Here is a 21,556-nt window from a genome sequence, read left to right as displayed (position 1 = left end):
ACACAGAATGATTGAGAATAGGAAGAACTTTCAATATAATGGAAATATCAATGAAAAAATCAGTTTTGATTTCTAGGAGCCGTGCAATATAAGTAATTATAAACACCTTGAATGAGTGTTCGACACTCTTTCAAGGTCAGCTTGTCAACAAAGTCTACAAGCTGAGTGGAGAAAAACAACTCGTTTTTCTCCACTGGCTTCATTTTAAGGACTTATCGGACATCCCCGGGTGATGAGTACGCCGCGCAAAATCAACAAACCGAAATTTATCGAGCCGATGTCTCGATTCGGTATACTGAAACAAGCTCGCATCTTCTAAGTAGACAAAATTTTTCACCACTACTACATGCTCGTAGCCGTTTAAATCCATATATTTTTGATCCTCAGCTGTCACTCGGTCGACAAACATTTCTTTTTTCGCAAAGCTAATGCGAAGCTTTAATTCATTTTCGATATATTCATAAATCGAATTTTCACAAATGCCGCGCGTCAATGTTGGAACGAATTTTTGGCAAAGAAAGTCCTTGTCTAAAATAATTTTCTCTTCTTCTATTTCCCTAGCACGAATCACTTTCCAAACTTTTTCCTTATTTTCGGTTTCCAATTGTCTTTTAATATATTCATCAGGCTCGATCAATTCCAGTTCATGTACGATCGTTCTTGCCGGCTTGTTCATTTTTTGAGCCAATTCTTTAAAGCTGACAAGTCCAGAGACAGGAAAATCATATTTTCCTACATCTAACACAATCGAACCTTTTCCTTTTATTTTTTGAATATAGCCATGCTCTGATAAAAGATTGAGCGCTTTGCGAATCGTCTCACGCGATGTTTGATACCGCTGGGACAATTCATTTTCAGAAGGCAGCTTTTCGTTCGGCTGAAAAATGCCTTTGCGAATATGAAGCAAAAGGTCGTTGTAAATCGCCATAAATTTATTTTCCTTCATAGTCATCACCGAATTGTATAGTATCATTTTGTTAAATGATACACAATCGCTTCATATGGACGCAACATGATTTCTTGTACATGTTCAGAAGAGTCATTATAGTTGGAAAGCAGGATACGGCTTCTATATCCGTTTATATCAAGCTCATTCGGCAAAACAAATTCTGTTTGGTCGCCAAAAAAGTTGGCCACTACTAGAAGCTTTTCACCATCTCCATTGCGCACATAAGCAAAAATTTGCGGATGATCCTCTAACAATAGCTGATAGTTTCCTGTTGTAATAATGTCATAGTTCTTTCGCAATTCAATCAAACGTTTGTAATGGTAAAAAATCGATGTTGGATCCTCTAATGCTTTTTTCACATTAATCTCTTTAAAATTCGGCGCGACATGAATCCAAGGAGTCCCAGTTGTGAATCCGGCATGCGGACTGTCGTCCCATTGCATAGGTGTCCGTGAATTATCGCGCGATTTACATTTCAAAATTTCAAGCACCTCTGCTTCTGTTTTTCCTTGCTCAAGCAAGATTTTATACATATTTAATGTTTCCACATCACGGTATTCTTCAATTCGCTCAAACTTCGGGTTGGTCATGCCAATTTCTTCACCTTGGTAAATATATGGTGTTCCTTGCATCATATGAATAACTGTTGCCAGCATCTTCGCCGATTCTTTATGATATGCTCCATCATTGCCATAGCGCGACACAATTCTCGGTTGGTCATGGTTGCACCAGAAAAGCGCATTCCAGCCTCCGCCTTTATTCATCTCCACTTGCCAAGTAGATAAAATTCGTTTTAGAGCCAGAAAATCGAATGGAGCTGCCACCCATTTTTCACCATTTGGGTAGTCTACCTTTAAATGGTGGAAGTTAAACGTCATATTCAATTCGTTCCGTGCTGGATTAGTATATTGAATGCAATGGTCAATGGTGGTCGATGACATCTCACCGACTGTCATAATATCATATTTAGAAAATACTTCCCTATTCATTTCCTGCAAAAACTCATGGATGCGCGGACCGTCTGTATAAAATCGGCGGCCGTCACCCAATGGCAGGGATTCGTCATCATCGAGAAAACGTTGATCTTTCGAAATCAAATTAATGACATCTAAGCGAAAGCCATCAATTCCCTTTTGAAACCAAAAATGCATCATTTCATAAATCGTTTTGCGCAGTTCTTCATTTTCCCAATTTAAGTCGGCCTGAGTTACATCAAACAAGTGCAGATAATATTGTCCCGTTTGCTCATCATACTCCCAAGCCGATCCGCCAAATTTGGATTTCCAGTTTGTTGGGGCACTGCCGTCTGGTTTGGCATCCTTCCAAATATAAAAATGGCGGTAGCGGTTTTCTTTTGACGAACGTGCCTGCTGAAACCACTCATGATCGGTCGAGGTATGGTTTACGACCATGTCCATTATCACTTTGATACCGCGCTGATGGGCTTCAGCAAGCAAACGCTCGAAATCCTCCATTGTTCCATAATCTTGATGAATGCTAAAATAATCACTAATATCATAGCCGTTATCTCGCTGCGGCGAAGCATAAATAGGCGTCAGCCAAATGACGTCAATCCCTAATGTCTTTAAATAGTCTAATTTCTCGATAATCCCTTGCAAATCTCCTATTCCATTTCCCGTCGTGTCTTTAAAGCTTTTCGGATAAATTTGATAAACAACGGCTTTTTTCCACCATGGCTGCTTCAATGAATATCACCTCGTTTATAATATTGAGACTATCGGGAAAAACGATACCATTGGCGGTCATTCACCAATGGTATGAATCTTTGATTATTCATATTTATTATTTAGAACACAGTTCTATTAATTATGATCTTTGCGAATTTTTCCTAACACAAATGTAAGGGCAAATGGCAGCACAATCGCGATCGCCATTCCAATGAAAAACGGCGCCCATTTTTGCTGAACGATTGATAAAAACCCAGGAAGACCGCCAACACCAATAGAAAATGCGATCACTTTATTAAGCGTAATGAACATTCCGCCAATTGCTGCTCCTATCATCGCAGAAATAAATGGATAACGGTAGCGTAAATTCACTCCAAACATGGCCGGTTCCGTGATACCCAAATAAGCTGAAACGGCAGATGTGAATGACAGCCCTTTCAGTTTTTCATCTTTTGCTAAAAACATCATGGCTAACGCTGCCGAACCTTGAGCGATATTAGAAAGAACGAGAATCGGCCATAAAAATGTTCCGCCAGTGTTGGTGATCAGCTGCAAATCAACCGGCAAGAACGTATGATGCATCCCCGTGACAACAAGAGGGGCATATATCGCTCCATATAGAAGCCCGCCAATTGCTGGAACATTATGAAACACTGAAACAAATACACTTGTAATCCCGTTGCCGATTGCAAATGTAATCGGTCCGATCGCAATAAACGCTAAAAAACCGGTAAATAGCAGCGAAAGCGGAGCGACTAACAGCAACTGAAACGCATCGGGAATTCGTTTGCGCCAAAACAGCTCTGTTTTCGCCAGCACGTACGATGCCACTAACACAGGCAATACTTGACCCTGATATCCTACCTTTTGAACATCCAATCCGAACAAATTCCATACAGGAATGTTTCCTTCTTCTTTCGCTGCTCCCCAGCCCCATGCGTTTAACAAATCTGGGTGAACAAGCATTAAGCCTAGCACAATACCAAGCAATGGACTGCCGCCGAATTTCGTTACCGCTGACCAACCGATTAAACCTGGCAGAAAGACGAACGCCGTATTGGCAATTAAGTTAATAATGCTGGCAAGATCGGCCCACTCTTTATGCACTTCCACAAATGATTTGCCTTCATAAAAAATATTTTGGCCTGTCAGGATATTATTAATTCCCATCAACAAACCTGCTGTCACAATCGCCGGCAAAATCGGAATAAAAATATCAGCTAATGTTTTAATCGCACGCTGAAGCGGGTTTAGCTTCGCTTCCGCCGCATCCTTAATCTCTTGCTTTGTCGCGCGGCCAATCCCCGTCAACTCCACCATTTCGTTGTACACTTTATCGACAAGCCCTTGTCCAATCACGACTTGAAATTGACCGTTTGCCGAAAAGGAGCCTTTGACGAGATCAATGCTTTCCAAAGCCTCTTTATCTACTTTTCCCTCATCCTTTAATGCAAATCTTAACCGGGTAACACAATGTGTTGCCGCTACAATATTCTCTTTTCCTCCAACAGACTCAACAATCTTTTCAACTGATTGTTTGCTGATATTCATGATGATCCCCCCGTAATCGTTTACAAAACAAGTGTTATTTTGCTACGACAACCATAAATGAATCCGTTCCTGCCTGCACGCTTTCGAGCGACTTCTTTTCGAGTGATTGAACGGCATCCATATTGGTGATGACAATCGGTGTGATCGTGCTTGCTGCTTTTTCTTTGATCAATGCAAGATCGAATGTCAGTAAACTGTCGCCCGCCTTGACTTTGTCACCGACCTTCACATGTCCAACAAATCCTTCACCGTTCATCATAACGGTGTCTAAACCGATGTGGATCAATAGCTCCAGTCCCGTCTCAGAACGAATACCAATCGCATGCTTCGTATGGAAAAATTGAATAACTTCCCCATTGACCGGCGAAACGACAATTCCGTCTGCAGGATCAATAGCCACTCCATCCCCCATGAGCTTTTGGGAAAATGCTGGATCAGGAACTTGTTCGATCTCGACTATTTTTCCGGTTAAAGGTGCTAAGAGCGTTTCCTCTTTTTTTCGAAACCATTTTTTTAACATTGTGAACTCTCCTTTTAACCGCTTTCAAAACTTGTATATACAAGATGCTTTTATTTTAACCTGTATATACAAGTTCGTCAATAAAAAAGTTGCCCGTATACATCGTCACCACTGAAAAAGTACTTTATTTAATAAAAGAGTTCCTAATTTTGAACTTCCCCCTGTCAAGTTTACAGTGGAAATAATAAAAGTTGCTTTATACGGCTTTGATCCTATATTCCATAAAGGGCATTTTTATTCGAGACAATATAATCGGTCTCTATTACCTAAATAAGAAAATAATCTAGAAACCTCTTGGTAGTTTTTTCTTAAAATTCCCCTTTTTCATTTCTATTTACCAAAAATTCCTTTATCTGTCTTATAATGAAACAAAAAGCTTTTCCACTTGATGGAATCCATTTCGTTTCAATCGGAGGCATGGATACAGTGAATGTCAACTATATACCTTCAGAATGGGAAAGGACCAATAAAGGAATCGGCAACCTGATCGGCGTCGGTGTATGGGGAAAAGGCATGATCGACAACTTAAAAGATATCAGCGATCTTTTGGAAGACGCCCAATCAGACATCGCCAAATATGATAGCGACGGTGTCATCTCTTTCACCCACACGGACCGCAAAAGCCAATATCAACAATTATATGAAGATTATCTCGTCCTGCACCGCTTTAGCGGCCGTGTCGGAGATATTGTCGACCGTACGATCGATGAGCCGTTTTATCAAGATATCGATGCTTTTGTCGAAGCGATGCGCAACTTATCGATATCAGAGATCAAGACGAAAAACCACATCGGTGTTAAAGAAATAATCGTCGTTCCAGGAACTTATGGCACACAAGAGACGATCGAAGTGCCAAAAGCCGAGGTCGGACTGGAAGATCTGTTCAGCGGCAGCAACTACTATGCCAGGCTGATGGAACGGGAATACGCCTCATGGAAAGAACTGAATCCCCAGCAAGATTTTTCGGAACAGGAATATATACAGGCAGCTTTGAATTCCCGGGCTTTTCAGTATGAATCGATCAAAGACGGGCAAATGAACAAAGAATTCTGGGGGCAAATAGCGGCGCTCGTCGTGATTGTCGGCGTCTCATTTATTTGTCCGCCAGCAGGGATGGCATTGGGCATGGCCTATGGTACACTGGAATTAAGCTCGGCCGTTTCCGGAAAAGACTGGATTTCAGGGAGGGAACTGGGAACAGGCGAAAGAGTATTCCGCGGTGCCCTCGCACCATTGGATATCGTCCCTGGCGTCAGCGCGCTTTCGAAATTCAGCAGTGCCGCCCGGTTCGCACCTCTTCTAGAAGCAATGGATCCCAAGCTATTTACAAGCTTGAAAGCTGGATTGCACCAGAAATCACAACGTGCCTGCGACCTGGTTGTCCATGCGGAAAACAGCATATTGGCCCGCATCAGGAGTGCCAAGGCATGGACGAAAGAAATGACGCAGCATTTAAAAACCGGTGCAAAAAAAGGTTCGTTGCAAGTCGGTCGGTTCGTAGACAACGCCGCAACAAACTTAAGACACCTCCTGCCAAGCCGGCAAATGGGATTGGCCATAGAAGGGGTTGGGAATGTTAAGGTTCCGCCCGAAAACACCAAAGGATTGGAGAATAAAGTTCGAGCTTATCTAAGTGAGAAGACGGGGGTAAATTTAGGCGGAAGTAAAGCAGGCAACGATGGCGTTGAACTTGGCACTAAGGGTACTGGTAAAAAAACAGTTGAAAAAGGAAAAGATTACTCAACTCGTATTGACAATCAGGTAGAGGAAATTGAAAAAATGCCTTTACCTTCGAGTATTGCTACTACATTTAAAGATTCAAATTATAGAACAGTGATTACAAAAGAGAATGTTACAGTCTATAGAGTATTTGGCGGGCATGCAGATGCAGGCGGAACATTTGCTACAACTTCTCCGGCTGTAAATAGGATACAAACTAAAATTGACTTAGCTTTACTCCCAGAATGGAAAAATACGAGGAACTATGAAGCCGTAATTGAAATTCCAAAAGGAACTATATTGAATATTGGCAGAGCTGAAAAACAAATTACTAAAACCGGTAGTATTCTAAAAGGGGATGCTGACCAAATTTTATTACCTTTAAATTATTCTTTAGAATGGATAAAGGAAATTAGGCCAATACCTTCAAAATAGGAGGTTTTGTTATGCAAAACGAAGAAATGGATAATATTAAAATTCAAATACAAAAGGTTATGGATTTAGTTTATGAAAAAAAAAGTCAGAGGGAACATAAATTTTTAGATACATTAATAGATAAGTTGAAAGAATTATCAGAAACTGTAAATACCAATAGCAATATTGATGAATTAAGGAAAGATTCTAAGCTAAAAGGAGCCTTGAGAGCGTATTTTGATACCAACTTAGTTGAGAGTTACGATGAACCACTAGTAATTGAGTTAGATAAATTAGAAGTAATGTTGCAACAGAAGACGAATTAAAGTGTTTTTTTATTTAATATCTACACGGAACATATTTATTCCAAAGAATTTAATGGGGGGAAGGACCAGGAATTTTAAAAATATGTTTCCTCTAAATTTAATATTGGGTAGTATAAACAAAAAATTTACTAAGTATTTAAGAAAAAAAGAGTAAAATTATTATCTTCGTATAGTTATGACATCAAAAAATACAGTTCAAAATGCATATACAGCTAAAGATGACTCCAGTACAGTTGGGGTCATTTTTTACATAATGAACCGTTGAAGGAGAAATAGAGAAGCCAAATTAAAAACAATAATAAGGGTACTGGTAAACTTTATAGAGGAGATAGTTTATTGCATTCACCTAAAAGATCTAATGGAATTGGTAAGCCATTTATATCAGATTCAGGTAATTTAGTTCCTGCAAATAGTAAAGGTATATACAAAAATCGACAAGTTACTGTTATAGAGCATATTTTAGGAGGTTACAGAAGGGGAGCAAAATCAAATAGCCCTTATATTAGTTTCACTGGTAATAAAGGTATTATTGGAAATTATGGGGATTACTTAATAGAATTAGATATTTCTTCTTTGAGAAAAGCGATTAGATCAGGAGAAGTTAAAAATGTAGCCATTTTATCCCCAAAACAGATTCGAAAATTAATTGAGAGAGATAGCTCTTCTTCTGATTTTTGGAAAAATAGAGCGTTAACTTGGACTACAAGAGACAATGAATATTTGATCAGAGGAGAGATACCTAGCAAATTCATAAAAATTTCTCCTAAGGAGTGAGTATATTATGTTTTTATATTTCCAAGATGAATGTCTAGGCGAAATACAAGATATCAACACTGAAGGCATGTGGATGTATGGTAAACTTATACCTAATCAAAATATAGTAAAGTTTAAAGAGTTTTTTAAGGCTCTGATGGATGAAGAAAACGATTTTAAAGAGAGTGAATATAATGAAGAATGGCTGAAGGATGAAAATTGGTTTATTGTGAATGATCATCAATATAAAAGAGGAATTTATTTGCCGGCTGTGTATGAAGACTGGGAAATAAATTGGAGATGGAGGTAACTGATTTAGAACAAAAACCTTGATTGGCTACAAGCCTTTCAAGTTTTTTCTAATTTAAATCTAACAGCTAAGGAGGGAATATTTTTGGATATTAAGTCGGAAATAAAAAAGGTATACGATAACCGTCTGCTTAAGACAGAAAAACAAGTGGAAGAATTTGAGCAAGCTTTAAAAAATATATATGAATATGGTGAGGTATCAATTATTAAAGATTTAATTTTAGCTTTTGATGATAATACTGAACACCATGAGGTAATGTTTAACTTGGTGCATACTATTGAGCATTTATATAAGAATAAAATAGAGGAAGGGTTAAAACTAATTGCTACTTCTGTGCCAACGGTTATAAGTTATGGGAGGGAATGGATAGAAATTTTACATTACAGAATATTAAATCACCCCCATGTACGTACAATTTATGCAAAAGTTTTGGAGAATATCGACATCAAAACAAGAAATATTATTAAAGATTTGTTAGGAGATATAAAGAAAGAAGATCCAGAATTGTTTGGTGAGTCAGTAGATGAGGTATTAGATAATATTTAAGAACAATTATGAAAACCTTGATTGGCTTTATGCCTTTCAAGTTTTTTTATTTTAAAACTAACAGATGTATCAAATAATAAAGTGCAATTACGAGAAAATTTATATATCGTTTTTACCAACATTTTAATTCAGACTTCATAATGGTTCCGCCTACTATGAGTTTGGCTGCAATGCATGGTAAAGTGATAACGCCACTAATACCCTTCGAGTACGCTTTAAAACACGAGAGAAAGCTTTCTCGTGGCGAGAAAGAGGGTATAAACTTTTAACTGACTGTGACAATAAGAGCTGGCAAATTATTTTTGTATTGTATTTTCACTAAAGACGGTCGTATAATACTCGTCATTGTTAACAAGCGTTACGTTAATCTGAATTTGCGTAACGGAGGGGGAAGGTATCATGAATGTGATTGGATATATCCGAGTTTCCACACAAGGGTAAGCCAAAGATGGATCAGCCTTGCCTACCAAGAAGATGAAATTAAAGGCACAAGGATACACTCTCTTACGTGTGTTTAAGGATGAGGGAATGCTAACATAGTATTAAAGAAGGATGAAGCAGGGAATTTTATTTTAACTGGTTATCCAACCAAATAATGGAATGGAGGGAAAAATGCTTGTTAGTCAAAAATAATCCAGAAGATCCAGTTTTTCAGTTCTTGGCTGGGACTTTTCATCAAGATGCAGATTCACCTGAAGAGGCATTACAAGAATTGTTAACAGAGGAAAGTAAAGAATATCTTAAATCTGCTATTGTATTTTTAACAGAATTCATCAATAGTGAGTATTCGGATGATGAAAAGAATGAATACATTCAACACTGTGCAGACGGAGTATATTTTCCTGATCTTGAGCTAACTCCAATTCAATGGCTAAAAAGTGTAGTAGAACAATTAAAAGAAGCTGTAAAAGCAGAATAGAACTACAAATTCTTGAGTACCTTGATTGAGTAAAAACTCTTTCAAGGTTTTTTTCTAGCAATGGGAATTATATTGGAAAGTGGTGAAAAAATGAAACAACCAACAAAAGAAGAAATAATTAATAAATTAAAAATGATTTTACAAGGAAAGCTAACACGAGAAGAAGTAGCAGATTGGGCTTCAAAATATGTCATGCAGGATGAGCCAAATATATCAGAAGAAACTGTTTGGGAACTTTTACAAATTGTTTCCGGAATTGATTTAAAAGATAGTCCAAATGAATATCTACATGTAGAACAAGACATTATAGATTGGATAAACAAGTATAGCAATTAAAAAGCGTTAAATAACCTTGATTGGTTACAAGCCTTTCAAGGTTTTTCTATTTTAAAGCTAACTCTACAACTGCCTTCATGGTTCGTGCCTCTCACCCTATAGAATGGATCCATGCCGGACGCACAAGAAAAATGCGATTTTTGTATTTCACAAGAACCGCGTCATATTCTTTACGGATTTTATCCACTTCGCTTGAGCCTTTTTCAAAGACCATCGAGGATAGTTCTAGAAATTCTACTTTCCAACGACTGACCATGACTGGGCTTAATTCATATTTGGCGGCTATTTCATTGACGGTTTGCTCTTCACGCAACACCTCAAGAACCACCTTAGCTTTAAATTCTGCGGTATATCGGTTTCTTTTTTTCATGTATCATTATAACTTATTTATCACGCTCATGTGTCTCACCTTATGGGAGCATTATAACGATTCTAATAACTAGATAAATATATCTTAATAAATAAATTTGCAGAATTTATGTAGAGGAAATAATAAAAAATATCCCTCTTCTTTAGAAATACCGCCAATCTATTAAGTTGACGGTTCATCACTCATTTATTAATTATTTCATTGATTGCATGTAATAATCTGATCTTGTAATTCCTTGATGGGATGATGATTAACATATTTATTTTAATAATCCGTTGACAGGTACGAAAAATAAAAGAGCACCCAAAAGCTGAATTTTAGAAGCTTGGGTGCAAATAAGAAGACAGGAAATCACAAATTAATCAAATTAGATTGATAGCAGCTGCTTGTCTTTTTTATATACATTTGTAAAATCGTATTTCTTTTCCACATATACTTGGTGCCAAATCATAAAGATAAGAACGGTCCAAATTTTTCGGCTGTGATCTGCCTTATCGCTACAATGCTCGTCTAGTAAACGGTACAATAGATTTTTATTAAATAAATGATCTGTTGCACTTTCTTTTATAATATTTTTCGACCAGTCATACATTTCGTTTTTCAACCAATGACGTATTGGCACGGGAAACCCTAATTTTTTTCGATGTAAAACATGATCTGGCACAATACCCTCCGCTGCTCTGCGCAAAATGTATTTCGTCGTATTATTTGCTGTCTTCATCTCTGGAGGAATTTTTGCCGCTACTTCAAACACTGCTTTATCTAAAAATGGAACCCGCAATTCTAATGAATGGGCCATTGTCATTTTGTCCGCTTTTAATAAAATATCGCCACGCAGCCATGTATGAATATCAATATATTGCATCCGGTTTACAGGAGGATAATGGGTTGTTTCTCTATAAAAAGGAGCTGTAATATTTGTATATTCTAATCCCCTCTTATATCCTTTTAGCAGCTTTTGTTTTTCTGCCTCGCTATACATTTTCGCATTGCCGATATATCGTTCTTCCATGGGTGTTGTACCACGCTCAATAAAACTTTTTCCTTTTATTCCTTCCGGGAGTATTCCTGCAATCACTCTCAAGGCTGATTTAACTGCATTTGGCATTCGCTCAAAGAGTTCCAATGACTGCGGCTCACGATAAATATTATAACCCCCAAACAGCTCGTCTGCTCCCTCACCGGAAAGAACGACCGTTACATGCTTTCTTGCTTCCCGGGCAACAAAATAAAGCGGCACTGCAGCAGGGTCGGCAAGTGGATCATCCATATGCCACATAATTTTCGGCAATTCCTCCATATATTCCTCTGGTGAAATGACATAGCTAATATTCTCAACGCCCAACTTATCCGCTGTTTCTTTTGCCACATCAATTTCACTGAATCCTTCCCGATCAAAGCCAACAGAAAATGTCTTGATATGAGGGTTAAATTGTTTCGCAATCGCTGCAATGAAGGATGAATCAATTCCTCCTGATAAAAAAGAACCTACCGGCACATCGCTGCGCATATGCACTTGCACGGAATCGAACAGCGCGTTGCGAATTTCTTTGACAAGTTCATCTTCTGATTTGATGATAGGTTGGAATTTGACTTTCCAATAGCGATGAATGGTTAATTTTTCACCGATTTTTTTCTTAATATAATGACCCGGTTCTAACTTTTTAATACCATCTGACATCATCATTGGTTCAGGTACATATTGGAATGTTAAATAATGCTGCAGTGAATCATAGTCTAATAAATCATTTTTAAGAGCGAGCAAAATACTTTTCTTCTCGGAAGCAAAAAACGTACGGTCGCCCTGTTCCATATAGAAAAATGGTTTTATGCCAAACGGGTCACGTGCCGCAAAAATCGTTTTCTCTTGTTTGTCCCAGATGACGAAAGCAAACATACCTCGAAGCTTTTCTACAGCTTTTTCTTTTTCAGCACTATAAAGAGCAATAATGACTTCTGTATCGGAATGAGTAGTAAATTTATACCCCTTTGCAAGCAATTCTTCTCGCAATTCCACATAGTTGTAGATTTCCCCATTAAATATGATCCAATATCGTTCATTTTCATAGGACAATGGCTGGTGCCCTGTCTCAAGATCGATAATACTCAAACGTCGAAATCCAAAATTCACATATTCATCAAAAAAATAACCACCATCATCAGGACCGCGATGAGTAATGATATCATTCATTTCTTGAAACGTTTCTTTCCATTTTTCATCAATGATTCTTGGATGATCATGAATACTACAACCAATAAAACCGCACATGATATTGCTATTCCCTCACTTTATCAAATTTAAATTTTATAGATTGTATCAAGACTTGGGTTAGCAAAATATAATATTTTGATCTTATTTAAATGTAACAAACTCTATTTTTATACCATCTATAGGTTCCTATAATGAACTTTAATTATTCCTCCTGAAACCTGCTTGCGATATTTTCATTCCTTTAATATATTATAACAATAAAATGTGGAAAAATTATGGATTTTTTCGAAATTGTTACATAATTACATGATAAGAATCACCTCCATTGTTTCTGCATACTTAGTTGATAATATAAAAACAGCAAGTTTAACAAAGGGGTGCAGCTGTCATGTTAGGGATTATACTTTTTTTAGCCTTTATGATTGTTTCACTTTCTATTTTTCTTTTACGAAAGCCAACCAATGAAAAGTTATATAAACTAGCTATAGGGTTCTATACCGCTTTTTTCCTATTGTTTTTAACTCTATTTGTCCATTATGTAAATTCTTAAAATATGATCGATGCTATAAAAAATCAAGTACAGAAAACATCATATAAAAATAAAGTTGAAGAGAGAAATTCGTCATCTAATTCAAAAGAACAAGTCCCGGTTAAATCAGCTCTCATTGATGCCCCCCTTCTCTCGCAACTTCCAGAACTACCAAGGGGGTGCGAGGTAACAAGTCTGGCAATGCTTTTGAATCACGCGGGAATCAAAAGTAGACAAGATGACACTAGCGAAGCAAATAAAGAAAAACCCAACTCCTTATCGAATACATAATGGAAAAGTATTTTATGGACATCCAAATGAAGGGTTTGTTGGTGACATGTATACAAAAAAGAAACCGGGATACGGTGTCTATCATAAACCTATAAAAGAATTAGCCGAGAGTTATTTACCTAACCAAATCATTGATTTAACAGGACAGTCATTTGAAGAAATATATAAATATTTGTCTAAAGGTACTCTAGTTTGGGTTATTACTAACACAACCTTTCGTGTACTTCCTCCTTCTGAATTTATTGAATGGCAGACCCCGCAAGGTCCTTTAAAAATTACATACCGGGAGCATTCCGTGTTAATCACCGGATATGATGAGCAATATATTTATTTTAATGACCCGTTGACAGGTACGAAAAATAAAAAAGCACCTAAGTCTGAATTTATAAACGCTTGGATACAAATGGGCAAACAAGCTATTACCTATAACCACAATTAACCGGTTATAGATAGTGGTTTGTCTTTTTTGTTTCATATCCTCCATTAACATCGAATAATTATTTTCTCTAAATTACTTTGTGGAAAATTATTTATATAACTGTAGTTGAGCAATTTTCATTACAATAATTACCATGTAAAAAGAGACAAACGGAGTACCCCTTATGCCACATGAAGCTGTTTTTTAACGACATCAATGGGAATATCTTGTTTCGCTGCATCGTAAATAAACTCCACGAGGCTATGTCCTTTCTTCTTTCGAAGGAAGTCAAGCCCGGTAGAGAAATCGCTGTTGGATTCGACCATACTGTACACATAAGCGAGTTGCACCAAGATCCAATACCGTTTCACCGCCCGACGTTGACGAACGCGGTACCCATCGAGCTTCAGCTGGTCTTTCGCTTGTCGAAAAAAGCATTCGATCGACCAACGCTGGGCATAGTAGCGCAAGATCTCTTCATCGCTTAGCTCCCGGTCGGTGCTCAAGACGCAGTGAAGATGTTCAGGTGTCATCGGCTGATCGGCTTTCCAAGCCAACAACACAACGGCATCATCGAGACCTTTCAGCGCTCCCTCGTAGCGATACACGCGATAACGCTCTTCTCCCACCGTGACGAGATGGGTGTCGTTCGGTTCGATATAGCGGGCAAACTGTTTGGCTTGGATGGCGATGCCTTTTGGATAAAGAACCCGATTCGTCTTGAGCATCGCAATGACGTGGAATCCTTTTTTCAGGCAGGCTTCCACGAGTGTTTTCGATGGGTACCAAGAATCCATCAGCACATAAACAGAACCGTGCACATCCAAAGAAGAAAGCATCTCGATGGCCCATTGACCCTTGCTTTTCCCATCCGCCTTGTCGTAGAGGCGAAACGCAAAGGGAAAGGCTTGCGTCATCGTATGAACCATGAGCCAGACGAGAGAGTGTCCCCAAATCGACTTTTTGTCCGCGTGAGAATAATGCCAATTACACCCTTCAATAGCGTGTTTCGCCTGTGACGAAGGCTTCGTTTTTCGGCAGATCGTATCATCGATCGAAACAAAAATGGGGTGATTCTTTCGCTTGGCCGTTCGTTCCACATGACGAAGCATCCACTGCTGGAGTTTGCGAAGCAAGATTTCTTCATCCCAAGGGCTTTTCGTGAAAAAATGGCTCAGTGTCGTTCGATGGTTGGGATGAAAGCTCTCATGATGCAGATCGGTCAAGGTTCCCACAAATCCTTTCGTTGTCAGCGCATCGATAATATGAACGAGATGCTTCATGACCGGCTTAGAGAAATAAAGGGCCAGCCCCAACATTGCGAAAAACTTGTCGATTCCTTGGTGATGTGGTAGTCTATTCATGAGACATGAACCTCCTTGAGAATGGTTTGGTGACACATCTATTCTAATCAAGGAATCGGGTTCATGTCTCCTTTTTTGTTCGGATGTAAATTTATGTTAGTGAATTTGCTCATCTACAGTATATAACTCTTTCTCCATAAATTTTGCACATTTATTTTTTATGATGAAAGTTTATGGAGGAAAATACATGAAAAAATTATTGTTTGGAACCATTTTAGCGGGAGTCGTTGCGATTAGTGCAGCCTGCTCAAATAACGCTTCGCACAGTTCTATGCAAGGACACGATATGTCAAACATGAATAAAAATGAGGAAAAAACATCCAAAACCTCTGAAGTCAATGAGCAACTGCCTTTGGTAACAAATACAGAAGTTTTATCCGGTAAAGAAATTAATCTTACTGCTAAGGAAGCATTATTACAAATAAATGATAAAGTAAAACTTCCGGTCTACACGTACGATGGATCGGTTCCCGGAGCGCAAATGAGTATTAAACAGGGGGAGACTGTTAAAATCAATTTGAAAAATGAATTACCGGAACAGGTTACGATTCATTGGCATGGCTACCCTGTTCCAAATAGTAAGGACGGAATTCCGGGGATCACAATGGATGCAGTCAAACCGGGCGAAACCTTTACGTATGAATTTACAACTACTGTACCAGGAACGTATTGGTATCATTCCCATCAAGAAAGCGCGAAACAAGTGGACAAGGGATTATACGGTACATTAATCGTAGAACCTAAGAACGAGGAAAAAGTAGATCGAGATTATACACTTGTGTCGCCAAAGATTTCATCCTGTTCCTTGTATTGGGCTAGTCGAGGTGAAAAATTTTCTTGAATCAGTTTTAAAGTTTTTTTTCCATTTCTTGCGTTCTGTCCGTTTTTCCTTCCGAACTTTTGGTTCGGATTCCTGTTCGATTTCCTGTACAACAATTGTATTAATTTGATCTTTCTTAAGTTTTTCGATAAAATACTCTGCACATTTTGGGGTATATTTATATGAAAGTTACCCGCCTACAGTTAATCGTGTAACTTCAAATCTATCTTACATTACAAAAAATTCTTGTCGGCACCATCTTCCTCAACTTTTTTTGTAGCTTTATTTCTTTCATACACCAGAAACAGAAATAATATTGGCACGATGATAAAAGCTCCAATAGTACTCCACAATATATCTGTTCCGCTTATGACTTGTTCTTTCAGCAATCGATAGTAGGTATATGAAGAATAGGGCAACACTAGAATGATGGAAGTGATTACACCAGGAGTGTATTTTCTTAGGTAGAGTGCTTGCCCTAAATGTGTGAACACATGGGCAAAAAAGATAAACAGTAACATTAAAAAAATATAGTAAAAAGAGAAAATGACGGCTAAACATGTTGCTGTTGTAATGGTAAGGAAAATCCAAAATACATCGTTCGCAAATTGAACAGTTGTCATCTGAAAGCTGCTATAAAAATATTTTCGTATTGATTTAGGTAAAACCGCAAGAACTTGTTCTTTGTTCTGTTTGGTCCACTTCTCCACCGTAAGAATCTCTTCGAAATCATGAAACATAAACAAAATGGGAAATAACCAAAGCACGCTAATCAAATGAAGTTGAGAATCCAACCATTCTAATACCATTTCAATCACCGCTTTTCGAACGATTTTGAATTCCGCCCAAAAACATCTGTCCTACTTTACTTTTTCTCCTGTTAATAAATATCGATGTACCAATCGTTCTATAATAGCAGCGATGGACTCTGCTGCCACCTGTGTCAATTTTTTCTTTTACAATTCCGAATCGCTTGTTATTGAACAAATCAATCTTTTTCGAATCTGATCACTGTCTCCTTGTCTGATTTGTTTTTTCCTAAAAAAGTAAATAATTTGATAAACATGTTGGTTACAAAAATTTTGACATCCGATAGCGATAGTTCAACAGATTTTTCCAACATCCCTTAGTTTTATTAACTGTTGATCAAAATTTTGAAATATTTGTTGAAAGATATCTTCCTTACTTTTGAAACGCAGCTTGTGTTAAGCTTTCGTTTGCAACAAATTCGCTTCTTTTGGTACTTTGAAAACCCTTTTTTCGTAAAAAGCTCTTCTGGCATAGAAATAACTTTCTCTTACTCGCCTCGCCTTTTTTTACAGCAACAAGAACCCCCTTTTTTATAACTAACTAATTAGTTAGTTATAATTATAGGAAAAATTTGCTTTGTTGTAAATAGGTTTTCGAACAGTGAAGAATGGAAAGTACCGAAAGTAAAAAGCCTGAGGCGCTTAAAACTAATGTCAGTCTTTGCTTTCGCTGATAGAAAAAATTATTGCATTTATAATAAAAATTAATCAATAAGGTGAAAGCATAACGAGGCTGCCGCAATGGCCGTTAAACCGATGAGACAGCTGCTGTTTTTTGAATGGGACTTATCCTTTGTTGCGTCTTTTTTCTCACACTGTAGACAGCACAAGCCAGATCCTATTCCGGGGATTATGTGTTAAAAACGGGGATAGTATTAATTGGATAATAATAGGAACGAATAAAGCTAAATAGAAAACGGCGAAGAAGTTTGGACATTATTTTGAAGAAAACAGGGAGGCGAAAAGCTAATTTCAGACATCATTTTGTTTTTATCTAACGGTTTTGTCCAAAAAAAACGCTTAATAGATCAATGCGGTTAATATATGTTTAAAATATTTTTGACTCGCTTGATTTCTTTCTTATTTTCAAACAACTCTTCCACAAGAATTTTTTGACCGTTTGCTACATCAGTGAGCTGTTTGTCCATCTCCTCGATCTTTTGTTCAACTTGGTCGAGCCGCTCATTGATTTCGACCAATTGCTGCTTCGTTTGTTCAAACTGCTGATCGGTTTGTTCAAATCGTTGGTCAATTTGTTCAAACCGCCGATCAATTTGCTCAAACCGTTGGTCAATTTGTGCAAACCGTTGGTCAATTTGTTCAAACCGGTTATTCGTTTCTTCTGAATGGTTTTTTAGCTGCTCAGCCAGTTCTTTAATCGCTTGCAAAATCATTTCATTTGTAATTTCAGCCATCGGTATGCTCCTTTCTTCATTATAAATATAATTATTATTATACCATATTGCGGTCATTTCGATATCAATCGCATCAACTTTCATGTATTCACATGGTAATTGGAGTATGATGTTTAAAAACACTTTAAGCAATGTTTCGCTCAAATGGAGAAAGTTCGACACTCTCTACATTCGAAGAGCGGTTATAGATACTTTTTGTTGATCTATTAAGAATCTATCACATTATTTCAGAATAATTTTCGCTGATTTTTCCATTTTCGGTTTTCGAATGATTGTCTTTTGTTGCGTTTCATAATTTAACAACGATGTTTCGTTTATTGATCATTTAATACAATCAATGATTATTTGTAATCTTTAACCATACTTCTTTTTGCGCAAGTTCAGAAGATGTTGAGTAGAGATTTTTCTCATAACGTACTTTGCGTTTCTATCCCTTTTTTGCTCTTACTAATCGGTAGAGATCAAACGATGTCCTCGATAACAGTCCGAATGTCTTTTCGTCTTCCTCAATAATAAAAATAGAAATTTTGGAAAAACCCTCTTTCGTTTTTGAAAGGCATCGCTTAAATAGATCCAACCTACTTTCTCATTAATTTCGAAGGAGCAGTTGAGAGATTGAATAGATTTCTGAACTGTTTTCGATCCTCAATTTCCTTATATTATTAGAAAATATTCATTCCTCTTTCATATATCTCTCTTCTCGTAGTCGTAAACGACAGCTTCTCTCATTGACACTATAGTTATATGCGGGGATTTTTTTTCAGGCGATACGGGGGTACCGGTTCTGACGTCCTTTTGATGAAAAATCGGGATTATTGAATTAAGATGAGAAGCTAAAAACTTTACACACAAATATTCTCCATAAAACTCCTCCCTATCATCAAGATTACGCAAAAACCCTTTTATCATCAGCTTTAACAATACGTCCTTTTTCACCAAAGGGGCTCCTCATGATCGACAAACGAATATAAAAATGGCAGCAATATCATACCCAAAACTGACAACAACAAAAATATCAACATAGTAAACTTGAATGGAAGCCCAAATACCTGTAATGCAAAAGATATGACCAATGGTACAAAAGTTGCTATACCCATTTTTTGTCTTGATTTCATTGTTGGATACATTTTTGTTCCACACTTAGGGCACTTTATTTCTTGACTAAATTTGAACGAAGCACGAAATATGTTTCTCCAACTAAATGGATGGTTACATTTACAACATTTTGGCAATCCCATTGAAACTACCCCTTTTTACTTTATTTTACCATATGATATATATTTTCTATGATTGATAACAACAATCTTTTAGAGAATAGCTTTTATTTTACACTGTTGTAACCTATTACAAATCCATGGGGTGTATCATGTTTTCATGAGTGAAATGTTTGGATATTATGTATGAAAATAAAGGCAGAAATTACACTTATTATCGGCATATAATAAATAATAAGTGTATGTATTAAGATGAAAAAAAGGAATATTGCAAATAATCAAGAATGATCAATGCCGATCTTTAGGTGAAAAGAGTAATAATAGCATGAAAAAGATATTTTTTATGAGTCAAAAGGATTTGTTAAAAAGAAGGATTAAGCAAATATTATCGAAAGTTCGAACAAAATAATTAGGATTTAAACGCGGACTTTACTGTTAAGCTGAATTTAAAAATAATGGGATCGATATGTTTCGCGTTACAATGAATAAGTTCGGAACATGAAAAATATGATAAAGTAGAGAAATATTTATGGATAAAATCAATTAACCTCCTTCTTTTTGAACATTTTTAAGAAGGAGGTCTCAAAGCAATCGTACGATAGGCTTGTTCAAAACAGATCTTTTTCCTATCCTGTTTGTTGTTTTTAAAGGCTGTTTTCGTAAGCTTTGTTGACTTCCGATTGATTCGCTGTTTATTTAAAATTCCCTTTTGTTTCTGGTATGATGAAGCTGCCCAACAGATACAAAATGAAGAGAGCAATAAAGAAATACCCCAAGGACGATGGAATATTCGACGTTTGACCGCTGACCACTGTTACCAAAGTCGGCATCATCCCGCCTACAGCAAATCCCATATTCCAGGACAGTCCAGTACCCGTCGAACGAATAGATGTAGGAAAACGTTCATTTAAAAAGATCAGCACGGGAGCATATGAGCCATTCCCTAAAAACGACAACCCCATTGCAAAGAGCGTAATCATTGTCAGATTTTGAGCGTGTGCCAATTCTGTATACAAATACGGAAGAGCAAACAGATTTACGATGCCTAGTAAAATGAATGTTTTCTTTCTACCTATAATAGTGCTCAAATGACCGAGAACAACAGCAGCAACCAGTGCAGAAATACTGCTTACCATAAGAATAATTGAGGATTCGGTCTGCGGGATATTATTAATTACTTTTAAAAAGGTAGGCAAATACCCGCAAGTTAGGTAATAGGCTGAGCCGCCGCCGATTACAATCATTAAATTAATTAATAAAACTGACAAATATTTAGTGAATACCGTTTTCACCGGAGACTGCTGATGTTCCGGTTTCGTTTCTTGCTCCTTCTTATGCTGCACCCATAACGGTGACTCCTCAAGCTTCTTGAATACGAACAGTCCGAGAACAGAGCTCAATATGCCGGTAAAGAACATAAAGCGCCAGCCCCATTCGCTGAATTCCGGCCCAGAAAAAATATTTGACAAAACAAAATATACAATGGAGGCCAGCAATGCACCAAGAGCAGCACCGCCCCCGCCGACAAGGCCGGACATCAAGCCGCGCCATTTCTCCGGTACGGATTCCGTCCCAATTGTATGAGTGGAGGCAACAACTCCTCCGACAAATACACCTTGGATTAAACGAAGAATAATAAAGATGATTGATGCAGCGGCACCGATTTGAAGCACTGTTGGCAACGCTCCAAACAGGGCGGTAGAAATCCCTACACCAGACACGGCCACAACCATTGCTCGCTTCCTCCCATGGCGATCAGCATAGGCACCAAAAAGCGCTGAGCCGAGAGGACGCAAAAATAGTGTAACTGCAAAAGAAGCATACACAGCGGCCAACGAAAGTGTCGGTTTATCTGTCGGGAAAAACAACTTTCCTAACTCAGGTGCAACATAGAGAAGAATAAAGAGATCATACAAATCCAACGACCAACCCAACAGAGACGCCATAACGGCTATTATCATTTGCTTTCTACTAGTCGATGCTTCCAATGCTGAAGTTTGCTGAACGGTTGTCTCCATATTACCATTCATACTGCTCCACCTTTCTTTTGGAAAAATTTTTAATTTTCAGTAAATTTTAACTT

18 protein-coding genes and 2 pseudogenes are annotated in these 21,556 nt (G+C 37.6%); 9 read left to right on the top strand and 11 right to left on the bottom strand.

All coding sequences use genetic code 11. The features are described 5' to 3' along the window. Positions 1 to 199: 199 nt before the first annotated feature. From treR to NSU02_RS06310, 4 genes are all read right to left on the bottom strand, one after another. The gene (treR, locus tag NSU02_RS06325; protein WP_063386458.1) at positions 200 to 946 is read right to left on the bottom strand and encodes a trehalose operon repressor; all 747 of its coding nucleotides are present in this window, start codon (positions 944 to 946) and stop codon (positions 200 to 202) included. Between the two features lie 23 nt (positions 947 to 969). Continuing rightward, entirely contained in the window at positions 970 to 2,655 is a 1,686-nt protein-coding gene (gene treC / locus NSU02_RS06320; protein ID WP_339194799.1) for an alpha,alpha-phosphotrehalase, read from the bottom strand. Between the two features lie 117 nt (positions 2,656 to 2,772). Continuing rightward, positions 2,773 to 4,188 (bottom strand): PTS system trehalose-specific EIIBC component, encoded by a 1,416-nt coding sequence (gene treP / locus NSU02_RS06315; protein WP_339194797.1) that lies wholly within the window; start codon positions 4,186 to 4,188, stop codon positions 2,773 to 2,775. 34 nt (positions 4,189 to 4,222) lie between these two features. Then, entirely contained in the window at positions 4,223 to 4,708 is a 486-nt protein-coding gene (locus tag NSU02_RS06310; RefSeq protein WP_063386461.1) for a PTS glucose transporter subunit IIA, read from the bottom strand. A 417-nt stretch (positions 4,709 to 5,125) separates the two neighbouring features. Here NSU02_RS06310 and NSU02_RS06305 point away from each other — a divergent pair, with 417 nt between their 5' ends. The 7 genes from NSU02_RS06305 to NSU02_RS06275 all read left to right on the top strand — a co-directional run bounded on the left by NSU02_RS06305 (position 5,126) and on the right by NSU02_RS06275 (position 10,031). Then, entirely contained in the window at positions 5,126 to 6,862 is a 1,737-nt protein-coding gene (locus tag NSU02_RS06305; protein ID WP_339194794.1) for a hypothetical protein, read from the top strand. Between the two features lie 11 nt (positions 6,863 to 6,873). Continuing rightward, positions 6,874 to 7,167 (top strand): hypothetical protein, encoded by a 294-nt coding sequence (locus tag NSU02_RS06300; RefSeq protein ID WP_066249852.1) that lies wholly within the window; start codon positions 6,874 to 6,876, stop codon positions 7,165 to 7,167. A gap of 336 nt (positions 7,168 to 7,503) precedes the next feature. Continuing rightward, on the top strand, positions 7,504 to 7,941 hold the full coding sequence (locus NSU02_RS06295) for a hypothetical protein (RefSeq protein ID WP_232515500.1): 438 nt from the start codon (positions 7,504 to 7,506) through the stop codon (positions 7,939 to 7,941). A gap of 7 nt (positions 7,942 to 7,948) precedes the next feature. Next, positions 7,949 to 8,230, top strand: coding sequence for a hypothetical protein (locus NSU02_RS06290; RefSeq protein ID WP_094245393.1), 282 nt, complete (start codon positions 7,949 to 7,951; stop codon positions 8,228 to 8,230). An 84-nt stretch (positions 8,231 to 8,314) separates the two neighbouring features. Further along, complete coding sequence (locus NSU02_RS06285; protein ID WP_011886783.1) at positions 8,315 to 8,776, top strand: Imm30 family immunity protein; 462 nt, start codon at positions 8,315 to 8,317, stop codon at positions 8,774 to 8,776. Between the two features lie 616 nt (positions 8,777 to 9,392). Beyond that, the gene (locus tag NSU02_RS06280) at positions 9,393 to 9,695 is read left to right on the top strand and encodes a contact-dependent growth inhibition system immunity protein (RefSeq protein ID WP_063389303.1); all 303 of its coding nucleotides are present in this window, start codon (positions 9,393 to 9,395) and stop codon (positions 9,693 to 9,695) included. A gap of 90 nt (positions 9,696 to 9,785) precedes the next feature. Then, the gene (locus NSU02_RS06275; protein ID WP_117017593.1) at positions 9,786 to 10,031 is read left to right on the top strand and encodes a DNA-binding protein; all 246 of its coding nucleotides are present in this window, start codon (positions 9,786 to 9,788) and stop codon (positions 10,029 to 10,031) included. A gap of 91 nt (positions 10,032 to 10,122) precedes the next feature. Here the strand turns inward: NSU02_RS06275 and NSU02_RS06270 are convergent, their stop codons facing one another. Further along, positions 10,123 to 10,347: a hypothetical protein gene (locus NSU02_RS06270; RefSeq protein ID WP_339194789.1), complete on the bottom strand. Its 225-nt coding sequence runs from the start codon at positions 10,345 to 10,347 to the stop codon at positions 10,123 to 10,125. Between the two features lie 421 nt (positions 10,348 to 10,768). After that, positions 10,769 to 12,670, bottom strand: a complete 1,902-nt coding sequence (asnB, locus tag NSU02_RS06265; protein WP_339194787.1) for an asparagine synthase (glutamine-hydrolyzing) — start codon at positions 12,668 to 12,670, stop codon at positions 10,769 to 10,771. A gap of 331 nt (positions 12,671 to 13,001) precedes the next feature. Here asnB and NSU02_RS06260 point away from each other — a divergent pair. Then, a pseudogene (locus NSU02_RS06260) lies at positions 13,002 to 13,872 on the top strand (C39 family peptidase). A 161-nt stretch (positions 13,873 to 14,033) separates the two neighbouring features. Here the strand turns inward: NSU02_RS06260 and NSU02_RS06255 are convergent. Then, positions 14,034 to 15,215 carry an IS701 family transposase gene (locus tag NSU02_RS06255; RefSeq protein ID WP_063388773.1) on the bottom strand — a complete coding sequence of 394 codons (1,182 nt, stop codon included), beginning with the start codon at positions 15,213 to 15,215 and terminating at the stop codon, positions 14,034 to 14,036. A 187-nt stretch (positions 15,216 to 15,402) separates the two neighbouring features. Here NSU02_RS06255 and NSU02_RS06250 point away from each other — a divergent pair. Then, positions 15,403 to 15,996, top strand: a pseudogene (locus NSU02_RS06250) (multicopper oxidase domain-containing protein); the annotation flags it as partial. A gap of 272 nt (positions 15,997 to 16,268) precedes the next feature. Here the strand turns inward: NSU02_RS06250 and NSU02_RS06245 are convergent. The 4 genes from NSU02_RS06245 to NSU02_RS06230 form a co-directional block, all read right to left on the bottom strand. Beyond that, complete coding sequence (locus tag NSU02_RS06245) at positions 16,269 to 16,844, bottom strand: HXXEE domain-containing protein (RefSeq protein WP_186439287.1); 576 nt, start codon at positions 16,842 to 16,844, stop codon at positions 16,269 to 16,271. 1,037 nt (positions 16,845 to 17,881) lie between these two features. Further along, positions 17,882 to 18,259, bottom strand: coding sequence for a hypothetical protein (locus NSU02_RS06240; RefSeq protein WP_339194785.1), 378 nt, complete (start codon positions 18,257 to 18,259; stop codon positions 17,882 to 17,884). Positions 18,260 to 18,943: 684 nt separating this feature from the next. Then, positions 18,944 to 19,195 (bottom strand): hypothetical protein, encoded by a 252-nt coding sequence (locus NSU02_RS06235; protein WP_117017505.1) that lies wholly within the window; start codon positions 19,193 to 19,195, stop codon positions 18,944 to 18,946. Between the two features lie 970 nt (positions 19,196 to 20,165). Further along, on the bottom strand, positions 20,166 to 21,503 hold the full coding sequence (locus NSU02_RS06230) for an MFS transporter (protein ID WP_082830280.1): 1,338 nt from the start codon (positions 21,501 to 21,503) through the stop codon (positions 20,166 to 20,168). Positions 21,504 to 21,556: the final 53 nt, after the last annotated feature.

This window comes from Aeribacillus sp. FSL W8-0870, assembly GCF_037963755.1.
GTDB classification, from domain to species: domain Bacteria; phylum Bacillota; class Bacilli; order Bacillales; family Aeribacillaceae; genus Aeribacillus; species Aeribacillus composti.
The sequence above is the reverse complement of the archived record's forward strand: the minus strand, read 5'-3'. Positions and strand labels throughout refer to the sequence as shown.